Raw genomic sequence first — 16,628 nt, 5'->3', positions numbered from 1 at the left:
TTTCAAAGATTGGTTGAGGTTTGCCGTTCTATGACCGCGCGATTTCCGGTGTGGCGAGGACAGGATCTCGGTCGAGGCGCAGCGCAAACGCCGCCACGGCAAGCGCTGAAAGCGGCAACAGGGCCGCGACCCAGGTGACGGCATCGAGGCCGGGACCATGGGAGATGACCACGCCGCCGAGCCAGGCGCCGGCAGCATTGCCGAGGTTGAAGGCGGCGATGTTGAAGGATGAGGCGAGGCTCTGGCCGGCGCCTTGTGCCTTTTCCAGCACCCACATCTGCAGCGGCGCCACGGTGGCGAAGGCGGCGGCGCCGAGCAAGCCGACATAGATAGCGGCCATGACCTGGCTGTGCAGGGCGAAGGTCATGGTGCCGAGCACCATCGCCAGAACGACGAGACTGCCGAGAACGGACGGTACCAACCAACGGTCGGCGAACTTGCCGCCGGCGAGGTTGCCGGCGATGAGGCCGCCGCCGAAGACCAGCAGGATCGGCGACACCGCTGCTTCGTCAAAACCGGTGATCTCGGTCAGCAACGGGGCGATGTAGGTGAAGACGGCGAAGACGCCGGCATAGCCAAGCACGGTGGTGGCAAAGCCAAGCAGGACCGGCGTGCGGCCGAGCACGGCGAGATCGGCGCGCAAATTGCCCTTCTCGGGCTCTGTTCGGCTGCGCGGCACCAGCAGCAGAATGATGGTAAAGGCGGCGATGCCGACCAGGGTCACCGCCCAGAAGGTCGCGCGCCAGCCGAAGGCTTGGCCGAGCCATGTGCCGAAGGGCACGCCGAGGATGTTGGCGATGGTCAGACCGGTGAACATCAGGGCGATCGCCGAGGCTTTCTTGTTGGGCGCCACCAGTCCGGTCGCCACGACCGAGCCGACGCCGAAGAAGGTGCCGTGGGCGAAGGCGGTCAGTACGCGCGCACCCATCAGCGTCCAGTAGTCTGGGGCAAGCGCACAAGCGAGGTTGCCCAGCGTGAAGATCGCCATCAGCGCCAGAAGCACGGTTTTGCGCGGCCAACGGCCGGTCGCGATCGTCAGCAGCGGCGCGCCGATGACGACGCCCAGCGCATAGCCGGAAATCAGCTGGCCGGAAGCTGAGATCGAGACGCCGAGATCAGTGCTGACGTCGAGCAGCAGGCCCATAATGACGAATTCGGTGACGCCGATGCCAAAGGCACCGGCGGCAAGAGCGTAAAGAGCAAGGGGCATGGCGGTTCCCACTTCGATGACGACCAGATTTGACGACGGGCGCCGTGTCCTCCCACGCCCCGATGCGGAAGATCGTGCCGCGATGTGCTGTGAACCAGTCTTGCATCGGGCACATCGTCTGTGAAATAGATTCACCAATGGCCAGGCCCGACATCAATCGCTCCGGCGAGATCGAAGTGTTCGTCCGCGTCGTCGAGGCGGGCAGCTTTTCAGCCGCTGCCCGCGCGTTGCGGATGACGCCGTCGGCGGTGAGCAAGCTGATCGCGCGGCTGGAGGCGCGGCTTGGTGCGCGGCTGGTCAGCCGTTCGACGCGCAAGCTGCAACTGACGCCGGAGGGGGCGGCGTTCTTCGACAGCGGCGTGCGCGTCCTGGCCGACATGGCGGCGGCCGAGCGCGAGGCAGCGGTGGGTGCCGCGCCGCGTGGCCGGCTGCGGATCAACAGCTACGTGCCTTTCGGGCAGCATCGGCTGATCCCGCTTTTGCCGCGTTTTCTAGAGCGCTACCCCGAAATCTCGGTCGATCTGGTGTTGACCGACAATGTCATCGACCTGATGGAGGAGCGCGCTGACGTCGCCATCCGCGCCGGACCGCTCGGCGAATCACGGCTGGTGGCGCGCAAGCTCGGGCAGAGCCGGGTGGTCGTCGTTGCGGCGCCATCGTATCTCGAAGCGCGTGGCACGCCCAAGACGCCCGCCGATCTCGATCGTCACAACCGGATGGGCTTCCGTTTCGTACGCCACCTCGAGGGCTGGCCTTTTATCGACGCGGCCGGCAAGCCTACCACCCTGTCGATCATCGGAAACACACTGGTCAGCGACGGCGAGGCTATGCGGCTGATGGCGCTCTCGGGGGCGGGCATCGCCCGGCTGGCACGCTGGCATGTGGAGGCCGACATTGCGGCCGGCCGGCTTCTGCCGCTGCTGGAAGAGTTCAACCCCGGCGACGAGGAACTCACCCACGCCGTCTATGTCGGCCAAGGCAAGCATCTGCCGGCGCGGGTGCGGGCGTTTTTGGACTTTTTGGTCGAGACTGTCCGGCTGACCTGAACCCAAAAAAATCGGGAGCCTGCCGGCTCCCGAAGTATCGAATCGAAGGTGAGATTGAGTTACGTTTTCGGCACAACGGGCGCCGGACGCCGGCCGGCAGCCTGACGTTCCAGCATCCAGCCGGGGTATTCGGCGGGCAGGGCACTGACTTCGTCGAGGCGAACGAGATCATCGGCATCGAGCTTCAACTCGGAGGCTGCAAGGTTCTGTTCCAACTGCTCCATGCGGCTGGCGCCGATGATGACGCTCATCACGAATGGCTTGGCCAGGACATAGCCGAGCGCCACCGTGGCGACGCTGACGCCGTGCTTGACGGCGATCTCGCGCATGACGGCGACTGCTGCCCAGGCACGGTCCTCATTGACCGGCGGGAAATTGAAGCTAGCGCGGCGGCCCTCGCCATTGCCGGGGGCGCCCGGTCCGTATTTGCCGGAGAGCAGGCCGCCAGCCATCGGCGACCAGACCATCAGCCCGAGCTTCTCCTCGTTGAGCAGCGGCACGATTTCGCGCTCGAGATCGCGGCCGGCGATCGAGTAGTACGACTGCACGGTCTCGAAGCGGGCAAAGCCTTTGCGCTCGGCAATACCCAGCGCCTTGGCGATGCGCCAGGCCTGCCAGTTCGAGACGCCGACATAGCGGACCTTGCCGGCGGCAACCAGGTCGTCGAGCGCCCGCAGCGTTTCGTCGATCGGCGTCACCGTGTCGGTGCCGTGCAGTTGGTAGAGATCGATGTGATCGAGCTGCAGCCGCTCGAGGCTGCCTTCGACCGAATCCATGATGTGGCCGCGCGAGGAACCGCGCTGGTTCGGGCCGCCGCCCATGGCGCCATGAACCTTGGTGGCGATGATCACGTCCTGACGGTTGACGCCAAGGTTCCTGAGCGACTGGCCGAGAAGCCGTTCCGAGGCGCCGAAGGAATAGACATCCGCCGTGTCGAAGAAATTGACACCGGCGGCGAGCGAGCGGGCAACGATCTCGTCGACGCCCTTCTGGTCGAGGCTGGCGATCAGGCCCCATTGGGCATTCTCGCCGGCCGCGCCGAACGTCATCGTGCCGAGGCAAAGTTCGGAGACGAACATCCCCGTATTTCCAAGTTGATTGTAACGCATGGTGGCTCCAGACGGGTTGAGAATAACTCGACCCATATAGGAACGAAACGTTCCGTTTCTATACGCTGGCTTAGTCAATGTCAGCCTGTGGCCTAAGGCTGGCTGCGCCTCATCTGGCGCCGAAAATCGCCGATCCAACCCTGACACTGGTCGCGCCGAAGGCGATCGCGGTTTCGTAGTCGCCGGACATGCCCATGGAGAGCTTGTCGACGCCGGCCTCGAGCCCAAGCTTTTCCAGCAGCGCGAAATGCGGACCGGGGTTCTCGTCGGCCGGCGGAATGCACATCAGCCCTTCGATGGCGAGGGCGTGAACCGAGCGGCAGCGGGCCACGAAGGCGACAGCCTCGCATGGCTCGATGCCGGCCTTTTGCGGCTCCGAGCCGGTGTTGACCTGGACGTAGAGCCTTGGCGTCCTGCCCTGCCTGGCGATTTCCTTGGCCAGCTCTGCGGCGATCTTTTCACGGTCGACGGTTTCGATGACGTCGAACAATGCCACCGCTTCCTTAGCCTTGTTCGATTGCAGCGGACCGATCAGATGCAGCTCGATGTCGGAAAATGCCTCCTTCAGCACCGGCCATTTGGCTTGTGCTTCCTGGACGCGGTTTTCGCCGAAGACGCGCTGGCCGGCCTCGATGACGGGGCGGATATCGGCGGCGTCGAAGGTTTTCGAGACTGCGACCAGCGTCACCGCTCCGGCCTCGCGGCCTGCCTCGCGCTCGGCGGCAGCGATCCTTGCCTTGACCGTGAAAAGCTGTTCGACGGCGCTCGCCATGCCTATATCCTGCCTGTGTTTGGCTTTTCGCCGGATCGCCGCAGTTGACGGGTCCGGCAATCCATGGTGAACACCGCGACGACATTTCCTGAGCCGCCCGGGCATTGTCCGGCGGCTCGCGCATGCTTTTAAGTGAAAAACACCCGATGGCAACCGAACGATACAATCCGCGCGCGTCAGAGCCCAAATGGCAGAAGGCCTGGGACGCCAAGAAGCTGTTCGAAGCCGACAATGACGACCCGCGCCCGAAATACTACGTGCTGGAGATGTTCCCGTATCCGTCGGGGCGCATCCATATCGGCCATACCCGCAACTATACGATGGGCGACGTGGTGGCGCGCTACAAGCGGGCCAAGGGCTTCAACGTGCTGCACCCGATGGGCTGGGACGCCTTTGGCATGCCAGCCGAAAACGCGGCGATGCAGAACAAGGTCCATCCCAAGGACTGGACCTATCAGAACATTGCCGCCATGCGCGAGCAGCTCAAGGTCATGGGCCTATCGCTCGATTGGGCGCGCGAGTTCGCCACCTGCGATGTCGACTACTATCACCGCCAGCAGATGCTGTTCCTCGATTTCGTCGAGAAGGGGCTGGTGACGCGCAAATCCTCCAAGGTCAACTGGGATCCGGAGGACATGACGGTGCTTGCCAACGAGCAGGTCATCGACGGACGCGGCTGGCGCTCAGGCGCGCTGGTGGAACAGCGCGAGCTGACGCAGTGGTTCTTCAAGATCACCGATTATGCGCAGGATCTGCTGGATTCGCTCGATCAGCTCGACGACTGGCCGGAAAAAGTGAAGCTGATGCAGGCGAACTGGATCGGCCGTTCGGAAGGGCTGCTGATCCGCTGGCCGCTGGCCAAGCCAATCGCCGGCGAGCATGAGCTCGAAGTCTATACGACCAGGCCCGACACGATCTTCGGCGCCTCCTTCATGGCGATTGCAGCCGACCATCCGCTGGCCAAAAAGGCCGCCGAAGACAATCCGGCACTGGCAAAGTTCATCGACGAAGTCCGCCATATGGGCACTTCGGCGGTGGCCTTGGAGACGGCCGAGAAGAAGGGTTTCGATACCGGCATTCGCGTTGCCCATCCGTTCGACGAGAGGTGGACGCTGCCCGTCTACGTCGCCAATTTCGTGCTGATGGACTATGGCACCGGCGCCATCTTCGGCTGCCCGGCACATGACCAGCGCGACCTCGACTTCGCCAACAGATACGGCCTTCCGGTCATTCCGGTGGTGATGCCGGAAGGCGAGAATCAAGGAAGCTTCCAGGTCATCGACGAGGCTTATGTCGATGATGGCGCGATGATCAATTCGCGCTTCCTCGACGGCATGAAGCCGGATCAGGCATTCGACGAGGTGGCGAAGCTGCTGGAACAAAGGACCATCGGCAACCGGCCGATGGCAGAGCGCAAGGTGAATTTCCGCCTGCGCGACTGGGGCATTTCGCGCCAGCGCTATTGGGGCTGCCCGATCCCGATGATCCATTGCGAGGATTGCGGCGTGGTGCCGGTGCCGAAAGCCGACCTGCCGGTCAAGCTGCCGGACGACATCGAGTTCGACCGGCCGGGCAATCCGCTCGATCGCCATCCGACATGGCGGCACGTCAAATGCCCGCGTTGCGGCAAGGATGCGCGGCGCGAAACCGACACGATGGACACATTTGTCGATTCTTCGTGGTATTTCGCTCGCTTCACCGCGCCGTGGGCAAACGATCCGACCGATCCCGAGGCCGCGACTGAATGGCTGCCGGTCGACCAGTATATTGGCGGTATTGAGCATGCGATCCTGCATTTGCTCTATTCGCGCTTTTTCACCCGCGCCATGCGCGAGACCGGCCATGTCGATCTCGCCGAGCCGTTCAGGGGCCTGTTCACGCAAGGCATGGTGGTGCACGAGACCTATCGGGTTGGCGGCGCCTCGAACGGCCGCTGGCTTGCGCCAAGCGAGGTCAGGCTGGAAGACGCCGACGGCAAGCGCCGCGCCTTCGAAATCGCCACCGGCGAAGAGGCGGTGATCGGTCCGCTCGAAAAAATGTCGAAGTCGAAGAAGAATACGGTGAGTCCGGAAGAGATCACCGACGGCTACGGCGCCGATACGGCGCGCTGGTTCATGCTGTCGGACTCGCCGCCCGAACGCGATGTCGAATGGACCGACGAGGGTGCGGCCGGCGCGCACCGCTTCATCCAGCGCATCTGGCGCCTGGTGTCGACGGCTGCCGAATCGCTCGCCGGAGTCCGGCCAGAGGCGGCGAAGGACGGCGAGGCCGGGACAGTGTCCAAGGCCGCGCACAAGATCTTGAAGTCGGTCGGCGAGGATATCGAAAAGCTCGCCTTCAACCGCGCCATCGCCCGCATCTATGAGCTCGCCAATGCCTTGACCGTACCGCTCAACGAGGCGGCAGAGGGCAAGGCCGGTCCGGCGCTGCAAGCGGCCTGCCGTGAGGCCGTCGAGATCCTGGTGCACCTGATCGCGCCGGTCATGCCGCATCTGGCCGAGGAGTGCTGGCAGACGCTCGGCGGCACCGACCTTGTCGCCGAACGGCCCTGGCCGGACTACGATCCCTCGCTTGTCGTCGACGCCGAGATCGTGCTGCCCGTCCAGGTCAACGGCAAGAAGCGCGGCGATTTGACAATTGCCCGCGACGCGGACCAAGGTGCGGTCGAAAAAGCGGTTCTGGCCCTCGACTTCGTGCAGAAAGCGCTCGAAGGTAAGGCGCCGCGCAAGGTGATCATCGTGCCGCAGAGGATCGTCAATGTCGTTGCCTGATCCGAAAAAAGCGGAGCTGACGCTGCGCCGTATCGTGCTTTACGGGCTGCTCGCCTCGGTGGCGCTGGTTTCCGCCTGCACGGTGCGGCCGCTCTATTCGAGCGCGCCGCTGATCGCCGGCTCGCGGGTCGGCGCCGCTGCCGAGCTGGCATCGATCTCGGTCAAGCCGGTCAAGACCCGCTACGCCCAGAAGGTCCGCAACAATTTGATCTTCGCGCTCGGCCAGGGCGCCGGCGAGCCGGCTTCGCCGGTCTATTCGCTTGATCTTGGCGTCTCCGAACTCGTCGAATCGGCGGCAATCGAGCAGGTCACGACCGACGAAGACGAGCCGACCGCCGGCACTGTGACGCTGACTGCCAACTATGTGCTCAGCGATGCCAAGACGGGCACGGTCATAGCGAGGGGCAAGCGCTCGATTCCGTCGTCATACGACAGGCCGCGCCAGGAATTCGCGTCATACCGGGCCCAGATCGACGCCGAGAACCGTGCGGCGCGCGAGCTGGCAGATGTGCTGCGGCTGTCGATTGCCCAGGATCTGATCAAGCACGGCAAGCCGGCGGCAAGCTAGGTCTTTCCAGAGTGCGCAATCTGCAAAAAAAAAGGCCGATTGCTCGGCCTTTTTTGTTCGTAGGATAGTCGCTTCAGCCGATCTTCTGCCCGGTCTTTGCCCAGTCGGCGAGGAACAGTTCCAGGCCCTTGTCGGTCAGCGGGTGCTTGACCAGCGCCTTGAGCGTCGCCGGCGGCGCGGTGATGACATCGGCACCGATCAGCGCCGCCTGCTTGACATGGTTCACGGTACGCACCGAAGCGGTCAGGATTTCAGTCTGGAAGTCATAATTGTCGTAGATGGTGCGGATATCGGCAATCAGCTCCATGCCGTCCCAGCCGCTGTCGTCGATGCGGCCGACGAAGGGCGAGATGAAGGAGGCGCCGGCCTTGGCGGCGAGCAGCGCCTGGGTGGCCGAGAAGCACAGCGTGACGTTGACCATGCGGCCGTCCGACCGGATGTCCTTGCAGGCTCTCAGGCCGTCGAGCGTCAGCGGCACCTTGATGCAGACATTGTCGGCGATCCTGGCCAGGATCTTGGCCTCCGCCATCATGTCCTTGTATTCGGTGGCGACGACTTCGGCCGAGACTGGGCCCTTGACGATCTCGCAGATCTCTCTTGTGACGTCGGCGATCTTGCCGCCGGATTTCAGGATCAGCGACGGATTGGTGGTTACGCCGTCGAGCAGCCCCAAATCGTTCAGCTCGCGGATTTCCTTGACATCGGCGGTGTCGACAAAAAATTTCATGGCGGTCTCCTGAAGATTTTTCATGTGCACGTCATGCACATTTGGGGTCGGACTTTGATCTAGACCAAAGTCGGGGCAAGGTCACGCCTCATGATCGAAGATTCGCCCTTTGTCGCGGCCGCACCGGTGCTGGTGCCGATGCCCGCCGAGCGCCCCTACACCTATGCCGTGCCGGCTGGCATGCGCGTGGTGCCGGGCTCGATCGTGCGCGTTCCGCTTGGGCCCCGCCAGGTCGCCGGCATCGTCTGGGACGGCGCCGTCGAAAAGGTCGACGCGAAGAAATTGCGGCCGATCGAGCAGGTTTTCGACTGCCCGCCGATCGACCGCGCGATGCGGCGTTTTGTCGATTGGGTGGCGCAGTACACGCTGTCGCCGCCCGGCATGGTGGCGCGCATGCTGCTCAGGGCGCCGGAGGCGTTCGACCCGGAGCCGTGGATCGAAGGGCTGCAGCGCACCTTCGCCAAGCCCGACCGGATGACGGAGGCGAGGACGCGCGTGCTGGAGACGGCCGAAGGCGGACTTGCCTGGACGCGATCCGGCCTGGCGCATGCGGCAGGCGTGTCGTCGACGGTGGTGGACGGGCTGCGGGTGCAGGGCGTATTCCAGACGGTGATGATCCCGCCGCGGCCGGTGGTCGCAGCACCCGATCCCGGCTACGCCGTGCCTTCACTGATGCCCGACCAGAGCGATGCCGCCGAGACGCTGCGCGCCAATGTCGCGACCGGTACATTCGGCGTCACCCTGCTCGACGGTGTAACCGGATCCGGCAAGACGGAGGTCTATTTCGAGGCGGTCGCGGCCGCGCTCGATCGCGGCAAGCAGGTGCTGATCCTGCTGCCGGAAATCGCGCTGACCCACGCTTTCCTCGAACGCTTCCAGGAGCGGTTCGGCGCCAAGCCGGCGGAGTGGCACTCGGACCTGCCGCCAAGGATGCGCGAAAAGGTCTGGCGGCAGGTGGCGGAAGGCGGCGTGCGGGTCGTCGCCGGCGCGCGCTCGGCGCTGTTCCTGCCATTCAGGGAGCTTGGATTGATCGTCGTCGATGAAGAGCACGACCCCGCCTACAAGCAGGAGGATCGCGTCTTTTACAACGCGCGCGACATGGCCGTGGTGCGCGGCCATATCGGCGGCTTTCCGGTCGTGCTCGCTTCGGCGACACCGTCAGTCGAAAGCCGGGTCAATGCCAGCCAGGGCCGCTACAGCAGGGCGGTGCTTTCGGCGCGCTTTGCCGAGGCGGCACTTCCCGATCTCAAGACGATCGACATGCGCCGCGCGCCGCCCGCACGCGGCGGCTTCCTGTCGCCTGTACTGCTCGGCCATATACGGCAGACGCTGGAAAGAAAGGAACAGTCGCTGCTGTTCCTCAACCGGCGCGGCTATGCGCCGCTGACGCTCTGCCGGGTCTGCGGCCACCGCTTCGGCTGTCCGGTCTGCTCGGCCTGGCTGGTCGAGCACCGCTTTCGCGGCCAGCTCGTCTGCCATCATTGCGGGCACAATGAGCGCCGGCCCGAAGCCTGTCCGGAATGCGGCACGCTCGATCATCTGGTCGCCTGCGGGCCAGGCGTCGAGCGCATCGCCGAGGAGGTCGTCGCGCATTTCCCCGATGCCCGCACTATCGTACTGTCGTCCGACCTGATGGGCGGCGTGCGCCGGCTGCGGCTCGAGCTTGAAGCCATCGCCAATGGCGAGGCCGACATCGTCATCGGCACGCAACTCGTCGCCAAGGGCCATAATTTCCCCAACATGACGCTGGTCGGTGTGGTCGATGCCGATCTCGGCCTTGCCAATGGCGATCCGCGCGCCGCCGAGCGCACCTTCCAACTGCTCAGCCAGGTGACCGGCCGCGCCGGCCGTACCGGCAAGAAAAGCCTCGGCCTGCTGCAGACCTTCCAACCCGACCACCCGGTGATGCGCGCGATCGTCTCCGGCGATGCCGAGTCCTTCTACGAGCGCGAGATCGCCGAGCGTGAGCGGGCGGGGCTGCCGCCCTTCGGCCGGCTCGCCGGCGTCATCGTCAGCGCGGCGATACGGCCCGAAGCCGAAGAGCACGCCCGTGGCCTGCGTCGCGCCGCGCCGCAAGCCACCGACCTGTTCGTGCTCGGCCCGGCCGAGGCGCCGCTGTCATTGATCGGCGGCCGCCATCGCTTTCGCCTGCTGATCCAGGGCGAACGGCGCGCCGACATGCAAGGGTTCATTCGCACCATGCTGGCCGAGGGGCCGAAGATAAGGGGCTCGGTGCGAGTCCAGGTCGACATCGACCCGCAGAGCTTTTTGTAAGGGGCTCAGAGGACAGGCTTCCGTAAATTGCCGATGCCCATCTGGCGTATGTCTCTTGCTTCGCTAGAATGCCCGAAATTTTGAATATCCATTTACGAGGGGACAACATGGAATTTGCGTTTCCGTGGCCGATGAGCCAGGGCGAGTGGCTGGCATGGTCGAGCGCCGTGGTGACCTTGCTGTTCGGCCTGCTGCTGTTCCTGGCGCCAGGATTGGCATTCCGCATCCTGCGGCTGCAGGTCAGACCGGAGAAGGCAGCGGCGATCGCCGAGGGGCGCGGCCGGATGTCGGGCTTCTATCTCGGCCTCAGCCTGTGCTGCATCCTCCTGGCGCAGCCGCTGCTCTATATGGCGCTCGGCTTCTCCTGGCTGTTCACCGCCTTCGGCCGGCTGCTGTCGATGATGTCGGATGGCGCCAACACGCCGTTCAACTGGGCTTCCATCGTCGTCGAGCTGGTGCTGGCGGCGCTGCCTCTGGTCTTCGCCTTCGGCTTTTTGCCCTGAATCAGGGATCAATCCGGGGTTGGTTGCTGAACTCGCCCGGCGGATGCGACAATAGTGCCTGAAAACCATGCCGGACGACGCATTGCGGTCTGAAAATGCCTGTGCTAGACGGCAATCGACTTTCGACCGGGGATAGCGGAAGCCGCGCCTCCGTGCTTGGAAAAATGCAGTAAGGTCAAAGATTTAGCCAGAGTTTTTGCTCGCGCCAACAATCTGCGGCCTGTCAGACAAGAGAAAAGACGGTCCGTGGCCCAATCGTCATCGCCAATCTCAGGTGTCGCAGAACGCTATGCGGGTTCGCTGTTCGAACTCGCGCTGCAGACCAATTCGGTCGCCAGCGTCGAGGCCGACCTCAACAGTTTCGAAGCGATGCTCGAAGGCAGCGCTGACCTTTCGCGGCTGATCAGGAGCCCTGTCTTCTCCAGCGAGGACCAGGCCAAGGCGATCGCCGCGATCGCCGACAAAGCGGGGATCACCGGCCTCACCGGCAATTTCCTGCGCGTCGTTGCCCAGAATCGCCGGCTGTTTGCCGTGCCCGGCATGATCAAGGCGTTCCGCCAGATCGCCGCCGAACACCGCGGCGAGACCGCCGCCGAGGTCACCTCGGCGCATGCGCTGACGCCTGCCCAGGAAACCGAGCTGAAGGCAGCGCTGAAAAGTGTCGCCGGCAAGGATGTGGCGATCACGGTCACCGTCGATCCGTCGCTGCTCGGCGGACTGGTGGTCAAGATCGGCTCGCGCCAGATCGATACGTCGCTCAAAACCAAACTCAATTCGCTCAAGCTTGCACTGAAAGAGGTCGGCTGATGGACATCCGCGCCGCGGAAATTTCCGCAATTCTGAAAGACCAGATCAAGAATTTCGGCAAGGAGGCCGAGGTCTCCGAAGTCGGCCAGGTGCTGTCCGTCGGTGACGGTATCGCCCGCGTCTACGGCCTCGACAATGTCCAGGCCGGCGAGATGGTCGAGTTCCCCGGCGGCATCCGCGGCATGGCGCTCAACCTCGAAGCCGACAATGTCGGCGTTGTCATCTTCGGCGCCGACCGCGACATCAAGGAAGGCGACACCGTCAAGCGCACCGGCGCCATCGTCGACGCGCCCGTCGGCATGGGCCTGCTCGGCCGCGTCGTCGACGCGCTCGGCAACCCGATTGACGGCAAAGGCCCGATCCAGGCCACCGAACGCAAGCGCGTCGACGTCAAAGCGCCCGGCATCATCCCGCGCAAATCGGTGAACGAGCCGATGTCGACCGGCCTCAAGGCCATCGACGCGCTGATCCCGGTCGGCCGCGGCCAGCGCGAGCTGGTTATCGGCGACCGCCAGACCGGCAAGACCGCGATCATCCTCGACACCATGCTCAACCAGAAATCGGTGCACGACAACGGCCCTGAGAAGGAAAAGCTGTACTGCGTCTATGTCGCCGTCGGCCAGAAGCGCTCGACGGTGGCGCAGTTCGTCAAGGTCCTGGAAGAGCGCGGCGCGCTCGACTATTCGATCATCATCGCCGCGACCGCCTCCGATCCGGCGCCAATGCAGTTCCTGGCGCCGTTCACCGCCTGCACCATGGGCGAATATTTCCGTGACAACGGCATGCACGCGCTGATCAGCTACGACGACCTGTCGAAGCAGGCCGTCGCCTATCGCCAGATGTCGCTGCTGCTGCGCCGTCCGCCGGGCCGCGAAGCCTATCCCGGCGACGTCTTCTATCTGCACTCGCGCCTGCTCGAGCGCGCCGCCAAGCTCAATGACGAAAATGGCGGTGGGTCGCTGACGGCGCTGCCGATCATCGAAACGCAGGCCAACGACGTGTCGGCCTATATCCCGACCAACGTCATCTCGATCACCGACGGCCAGATCTTCCTGGAAACCAATCTGTTCTTCCAGGGCGTCCGTCCGGCGGTCAATGTCGGCCTGTCGGTGTCGCGCGTCGGCTCCTCGGCGCAGATCAAGGCGATGAAGCAGGTTGCCGGGTCGATCAAGGGCGAGCTCGCGCAGTACCGCGAAATGGCTGCTTTCGCGCAGTTCGGCTCCGATCTCGACGCCGCCACGCAACGCCTGCTAAACCGCGGCTCGCGTCTGACCGAGCTGTTGAAGCAGCCGCAATTCTCGCCGCTCAAAGTCGAGGAGCAGGTCGCGGTGATCTTCGCCGGCGTCAACGGCTATCTCGACAAGCTGGCGGTCAACCAGGTCGGCAAGTTCGAGCATGGTCTGTTGTCGCATATGCGCTCGGCCGGCAAGGACGTGCTCGACGGCATCCGCAAGGAGAAGGCGCTGTCCGACGATCTGCGCGCCAGGCTGAAGGCAGAAATCGACGCCTTCGCCAAGACCTTTGCTTGAGCAGGACGGACGGGATCAGGTTTGAAGCATGCCTTCGTTAAAAGACCTTCGTAACCGTATCGCCTCGGTCAAGGCGACGCAGAAGATCACCAAGGCGATGCAGATGGTCGCCGCGGCGAAGCTGCGTCGCGCGCAGGAAGCGGCGGAAGCGGCGCGTCCCTATTCGGAGCGCATGGGCGCGGTGCTGGCCAATATCACCCAGGCGATCGGCGGCGGCGGCGATGCCCCGGCGCTGATGACCGGCACCGGCAAGGACGACGTGCATCTGCTTGTCGTCTGCACGGCCGAACGCGGTCTGTGCGGCGGTTTCAATTCGCAGATCGCCCGCTTTGCCCGCGACCACATCCGCAAGCTTCTGGCCGACGGCAAGCAGGTCAAGATCATCTGCGTCGGCAAGAAGGGGTTCGACATATTGCGCCGCGACTACGGGGCGCTGATCATCGAGCGTGTCGACCTGCGCGAGGTCAAGACGCTGGGCTTCGTCAATGCCGATGCCATCGCCAAGAAGGTGATCCACCTGTTCAACGAAGGCGGCTTCGACATCTGCACGCTGTTCTATTCGCAGTTCAAGTCGGTGATCAGCCAGATCCCGACGGCGCAGCAAATTGTCCCGGCGGGCGCGCCTGCGGCTGCCGCGGAAGTGAAGGACGGCGGCAGCGCCGTCTACGAATACGAGCCGGAGCCGGGCGAGATCCTCTCCGATCTCATCCCGCGCAACATTTCCGTGCAGGTTTTTCGCGCGCTGCTCGAGAATGCTGCCGGCGAGATGGGCGCCAAGATGAGCGCCATGGACAATGCGACGCGCAACGCCGGCGACATGATCAACAAATTGTCGATCACCTACAACCGCCAGCGGCAGGCGCAGATCACCAAGGAATTGATCGAAATCATTTCGGGCGCCGAGGCGCTCTAGGCACGCCCACAAGGAGGTCATCGACCTCAAGCGTGTGAGAAACAAAGAGACGAAAAGGGTAAAGACGATGGCGAAAGCAGCGACCCCCAAGACGGCAGCCCCTAAGGCCGCGGCACCAGCGAAGGCTCCGGCAGCAGCAAAGGCCGCTCCGGCCAAGAAGGCGGCAGCAACCAAGGCCGCCGCTGTGAATACGCCGGCCGCCACCATCAAGAAAACCGGCCTGGCAGGCAAGGTTCGCCAGGTCATCGGCGCCGTTGTCGACGTCCAGTTCGGCGAACATCTGCCGGCGATCCTGAACGCGCTCGAGACGATCAATGTCGGCAATCGCCTCGTGCTCGAAGTGGCCCAGCATCTGGGCGAAAACACCGTGCGCTGCATCGCCATGGACTCGACCGAAGGTCTGGTCCGCGGCCAGGACGTCTATGACACCGGTGCACCGATTACCGTGCCGGTCGGCCCGGGCATGCTCGGCCGCATCATCAACGTCATCGGCGAGCCGGTCGACGAGGCAGGCCCGGTCGACGGCATCGAGATGCGCTCGATCCACCAGCCGGCGCCGACCTATGTCGAGCAGTCGACGGAAGCGCAGATCCTGGTCACCGGCATCAAGGTGCTCGACCTGCTGGCCCCCTATGCCCGCGGCGGCAAGATCGGCCTGTTCGGCGGCGCCGGCGTCGGCAAAACGGTGCTAATCCAGGAACTGATCAACAACGTCGCCAAGGCGCATGGCGGCTTCTCGGTGTTCGCCGGCGTCGGCGAGCGCACCCGCGAAGGCAACGATCTCTATCATGAGTTCATCGAGTCCGGCGTCAACAAGAAGGGCGGCGGCGAAGGCTCCAAGGCAGCGCTCGTCTATGGCCAGATGAACGAGCCGCCGGGCGCGCGTGCCCGCGTCGGCCTGACCGGGCTGACGGTTGCCGAATATTTCCGCGACCAGGGCCAGGACGTGCTGTTCTTCGTAGACAACATCTTCCGCTTCACGCAGGCGGGCTCGGAAGTGTCGGCGCTGCTCGGCCGCATTCCTTCGGCCGTGGGCTACCAGCCGACGCTGGCTACCGACATGGGCGCGCTGCAGGAGCGTATCACCACGACGACCAAGGGTTCGATCACCTCGGTGCAGGCGATCTATGTGCCGGCCGACGACCTGACCGACCCGGCACCGGCGACCTCGTTCGCCCACCTCGACGCGACGACCGTGCTCAACCGCGCGATTTCGGAAAAGGGCATCTATCCGGCGGTCGATCCGCTCGATTCGACCTCGCGCATGCTCGACCCGATGGTTGTCGGCGAAGAGCATTACCAGGTCGCCCGCCAGGTGCAGTCGATCCTTCAGCGCTACAAGTCGCTGCAGGACATCATCGCCATCCTGGGCATGGACGAGCTGTCGGAAGAGGATAAGCAGACGGTGGCCCGCGCCCGCAAGATCGAGCGCTTCCTGTCGCAGCCCTTCTTCGTCGCCGAAGTGTTCACCGGCGCACCGGGCAAGCTGGTCGACCTCGCCGACACCATCAAGGGCTTCAAGGGCCTTTGCAACGGCGACTACGACCATCTGCCAGAAGCCGCCTTCTACATGGTCGGCGGCATCGAGGAAGCGGTCGAGAAGGCACAGCGCCTGGCCGCTGAAGCGGCCTGATGGTGAATGGTCAATAGTGAATTGTGAATGGGGAGTAGCGGATAGGAAATCGGGGCTGAGTGAAGGTCATTCTTTCTGACCGTTCACCATTCACCATTCACCAGTCGCTAGATTGATCATGCCTGAAGCTTTCAAATTCGAACTGGTCTCGCCGGAGCGCCTCTTGGTTTCCGAGCAGGTCGAATCCGTCGTCATCCCGGGCGCCGAAGGCGAGATGACTGTCATGGCGCATCACGCACCGGTCATGACCACAATCAAGCCGGGCGTCGTTACGCTGAAGACCGCGCAAGGCAAGGAAGAGCGCTATGTGGTGTTCGGCGGCTTTGCCGACATCGTTCCGGCCGGCTGCACGCTGCTCGCCGAATCGGCTGTGGCCGTCGGCGACATCGACCGCGCCGACCTTGCCCGCCGCATCCAGGAGGCGAGGGAAGACGCCGCCGACGCCAAGGACGACCAGACCCGCAGCAAGGCCGAGCAGTTCCTTAACCAACTCACCACGCTCGAAGGTGCGCTGTTGCCGGCTTAACAGGCGCCCCTTGCCTTCTCCCCTTGTGGGAGAAGGTGGATCGGCGCGCAGCGCCGAGACGGTTGAGGGGTGTTGGAAGAAACGAGACGTCGGCGTTCCCTGGAACACCCCTCATCCGACCGAGCTTCGCTCGGCCACCTTCTCCCACAAGACGACTAGGGGATGCACACATCTTTTCGTTGCGTCGATGACTCATCTGTGAGTTGCGGCGTCGGGTTGGTGTGTGATTCTGTAGGCGAC

Annotated in this window: 14 protein-coding genes; 10 read left to right on the top strand and 4 right to left on the bottom strand. The window is 64.0% G+C overall.

Features of this window, described 5'->3' with window-relative positions; genetic code table 11:
• Nucleotides 1–28: 28 nt before the first annotated feature.
• Nucleotides 29–1,210 carry an MFS transporter gene (locus NKJ23_RS19975; protein WP_352681784.1) on the bottom strand — a complete coding sequence of 394 codons (1,182 nt, stop codon included), beginning with the start codon at nucleotides 1,208–1,210 and terminating at the stop codon, nucleotides 29–31.
• A 137-nt stretch (nucleotides 1,211–1,347) separates the two neighbouring features.
• On the opposite strand from NKJ23_RS19975, the gene NKJ23_RS19970 reads away from it, so the two are divergent.
• Nucleotides 1,348–2,256 (top strand): LysR family transcriptional regulator, encoded by a 909-nt coding sequence (locus tag NKJ23_RS19970; protein ID WP_352681782.1) that lies wholly within the window; start codon nucleotides 1,348–1,350, stop codon nucleotides 2,254–2,256.
• A 59-nt stretch (nucleotides 2,257–2,315) separates the two neighbouring features.
• Here the strand turns inward: NKJ23_RS19970 and NKJ23_RS19965 are convergent, their stop codons facing one another.
• Together NKJ23_RS19965 and NKJ23_RS19960 are read right to left on the bottom strand one after the other, a co-directional pair.
• Nucleotides 2,316–3,365, bottom strand: coding sequence for an aldo/keto reductase (locus NKJ23_RS19965; protein ID WP_352681780.1), 1,050 nt, complete (start codon nucleotides 3,363–3,365; stop codon nucleotides 2,316–2,318).
• A gap of 109 nt (nucleotides 3,366–3,474) precedes the next feature.
• Nucleotides 3,475–4,137: a YggS family pyridoxal phosphate-dependent enzyme gene (locus NKJ23_RS19960; RefSeq protein WP_352681779.1), complete on the bottom strand. Its 663-nt coding sequence runs from the start codon at nucleotides 4,135–4,137 to the stop codon at nucleotides 3,475–3,477.
• 146 nt (nucleotides 4,138–4,283) lie between these two features.
• On the opposite strand from NKJ23_RS19960, the gene leuS reads away from it, so the two are divergent.
• The gene (gene leuS / locus NKJ23_RS19955) at nucleotides 4,284–6,908 is read left to right on the top strand and encodes a leucine--tRNA ligase (RefSeq protein WP_352681777.1); all 2,625 of its coding nucleotides are present in this window, start codon (nucleotides 4,284–4,286) and stop codon (nucleotides 6,906–6,908) included.
• Nucleotides 6,895–7,476 carry an LPS assembly lipoprotein LptE gene (locus NKJ23_RS19950; protein WP_352681775.1) on the top strand — a complete coding sequence of 194 codons (582 nt, stop codon included), beginning with the start codon at nucleotides 6,895–6,897 and terminating at the stop codon, nucleotides 7,474–7,476. The genes leuS and NKJ23_RS19950 overlap by 14 nt, the downstream gene beginning before the upstream one ends.
• A gap of 73 nt (nucleotides 7,477–7,549) precedes the next feature.
• On the opposite strand, the gene fsa is transcribed toward NKJ23_RS19950, so the two are convergent.
• Nucleotides 7,550–8,203, bottom strand: a complete 654-nt coding sequence (fsa, locus tag NKJ23_RS19945) for a fructose-6-phosphate aldolase (protein WP_023678103.1) — start codon at nucleotides 8,201–8,203, stop codon at nucleotides 7,550–7,552.
• Between the two features lie 90 nt (nucleotides 8,204–8,293).
• Between fsa and NKJ23_RS19940 the strand changes: the two genes are divergently transcribed.
• The 7 genes from NKJ23_RS19940 (at nucleotide 8,294) to NKJ23_RS19910 (ending at nucleotide 16,388) form a co-directional block, all read left to right on the top strand.
• On the top strand, nucleotides 8,294–10,477 hold the full coding sequence (locus tag NKJ23_RS19940) for a primosomal protein N' (protein WP_352681773.1): 2,184 nt from the start codon (nucleotides 8,294–8,296) through the stop codon (nucleotides 10,475–10,477).
• A 107-nt stretch (nucleotides 10,478–10,584) separates the two neighbouring features.
• Nucleotides 10,585–10,980, top strand: a complete 396-nt coding sequence (locus NKJ23_RS19935) for an AGROH133_08824 family phage infection protein (RefSeq protein WP_352681771.1) — start codon at nucleotides 10,585–10,587, stop codon at nucleotides 10,978–10,980.
• A 246-nt stretch (nucleotides 10,981–11,226) separates the two neighbouring features.
• Nucleotides 11,227–11,787: a F0F1 ATP synthase subunit delta gene (locus tag NKJ23_RS19930; protein ID WP_352636906.1), complete on the top strand. Its 561-nt coding sequence runs from the start codon at nucleotides 11,227–11,229 to the stop codon at nucleotides 11,785–11,787.
• Nucleotides 11,787–13,316, top strand: coding sequence for a F0F1 ATP synthase subunit alpha (gene atpA, locus NKJ23_RS19925; RefSeq protein WP_352450899.1), 1,530 nt, complete (start codon nucleotides 11,787–11,789; stop codon nucleotides 13,314–13,316). The genes NKJ23_RS19930 and atpA overlap by 1 nt, the downstream gene beginning before the upstream one ends.
• A gap of 28 nt (nucleotides 13,317–13,344) precedes the next feature.
• On the top strand, nucleotides 13,345–14,229 hold the full coding sequence (locus NKJ23_RS19920) for a F0F1 ATP synthase subunit gamma (protein WP_352681769.1): 885 nt from the start codon (nucleotides 13,345–13,347) through the stop codon (nucleotides 14,227–14,229).
• Nucleotides 14,230–14,296: 67 nt separating this feature from the next.
• Entirely contained in the window at nucleotides 14,297–15,862 is a 1,566-nt protein-coding gene (gene atpD / locus NKJ23_RS19915; RefSeq protein WP_023678097.1) for a F0F1 ATP synthase subunit beta, read from the top strand.
• Nucleotides 15,863–15,980: 118 nt separating this feature from the next.
• Nucleotides 15,981–16,388, top strand: coding sequence for a F0F1 ATP synthase subunit epsilon (locus NKJ23_RS19910; protein ID WP_023678096.1), 408 nt, complete (start codon nucleotides 15,981–15,983; stop codon nucleotides 16,386–16,388).
• Nucleotides 16,389–16,628: the final 240 nt, after the last annotated feature.

Origin of the sequence: Mesorhizobium sp. M0184, from assembly GCF_040322215.1 — a bacterium.
Classification (GTDB): domain Bacteria; phylum Pseudomonadota; class Alphaproteobacteria; order Rhizobiales; family Rhizobiaceae; genus Mesorhizobium.
Note: the sequence above shows the minus strand (reverse complement) of the source record. Positions and strands in the feature narration are given on the sequence as shown.

Excerpts from the sequence above, each read along its gene's own strand:
- NKJ23_RS19975 (WP_352681784.1), bottom strand. The coding sequence starts at position 1,210 with ATGCCCCTTGCTCTTTACGCTCTTGCCGCCGGTGCCTTTGGCATCGGC.
- NKJ23_RS19970 (WP_352681782.1), top strand. The coding sequence starts at position 1,348 with ATGGCCAGGCCCGACATCAATCGCTCCGGCGAGATCGAAGTGTTCGTC.
- NKJ23_RS19965 (WP_352681780.1), bottom strand. The coding sequence starts at position 3,365 with ATGCGTTACAATCAACTTGGAAATACGGGGATGTTCGTCTCCGAACTT.
- NKJ23_RS19960 (WP_352681779.1), bottom strand. The coding sequence starts at position 4,137 with ATGGCGAGCGCCGTCGAACAGCTTTTCACGGTCAAGGCAAGGATCGCT.
- leuS (WP_352681777.1), top strand. The coding sequence starts at position 4,284 with ATGGCAACCGAACGATACAATCCGCGCGCGTCAGAGCCCAAATGGCAG.
- NKJ23_RS19950 (WP_352681775.1), top strand. The coding sequence starts at position 6,895 with ATGTCGTTGCCTGATCCGAAAAAAGCGGAGCTGACGCTGCGCCGTATC.
- fsa (WP_023678103.1), bottom strand. The coding sequence starts at position 8,203 with ATGAAATTTTTTGTCGACACCGCCGATGTCAAGGAAATCCGCGAGCTG.
- NKJ23_RS19940 (WP_352681773.1), top strand. The coding sequence starts at position 8,294 with ATGATCGAAGATTCGCCCTTTGTCGCGGCCGCACCGGTGCTGGTGCCG.
- NKJ23_RS19935 (WP_352681771.1), top strand. The coding sequence starts at position 10,585 with ATGGAATTTGCGTTTCCGTGGCCGATGAGCCAGGGCGAGTGGCTGGCA.
- atpA (WP_352450899.1), top strand. The coding sequence starts at position 11,787 with ATGGACATCCGCGCCGCGGAAATTTCCGCAATTCTGAAAGACCAGATC.
- NKJ23_RS19920 (WP_352681769.1), top strand. The coding sequence starts at position 13,345 with ATGCCTTCGTTAAAAGACCTTCGTAACCGTATCGCCTCGGTCAAGGCG.
- atpD (WP_023678097.1), top strand. The coding sequence starts at position 14,297 with ATGGCGAAAGCAGCGACCCCCAAGACGGCAGCCCCTAAGGCCGCGGCA.
- NKJ23_RS19910 (WP_023678096.1), top strand. The coding sequence starts at position 15,981 with ATGCCTGAAGCTTTCAAATTCGAACTGGTCTCGCCGGAGCGCCTCTTG.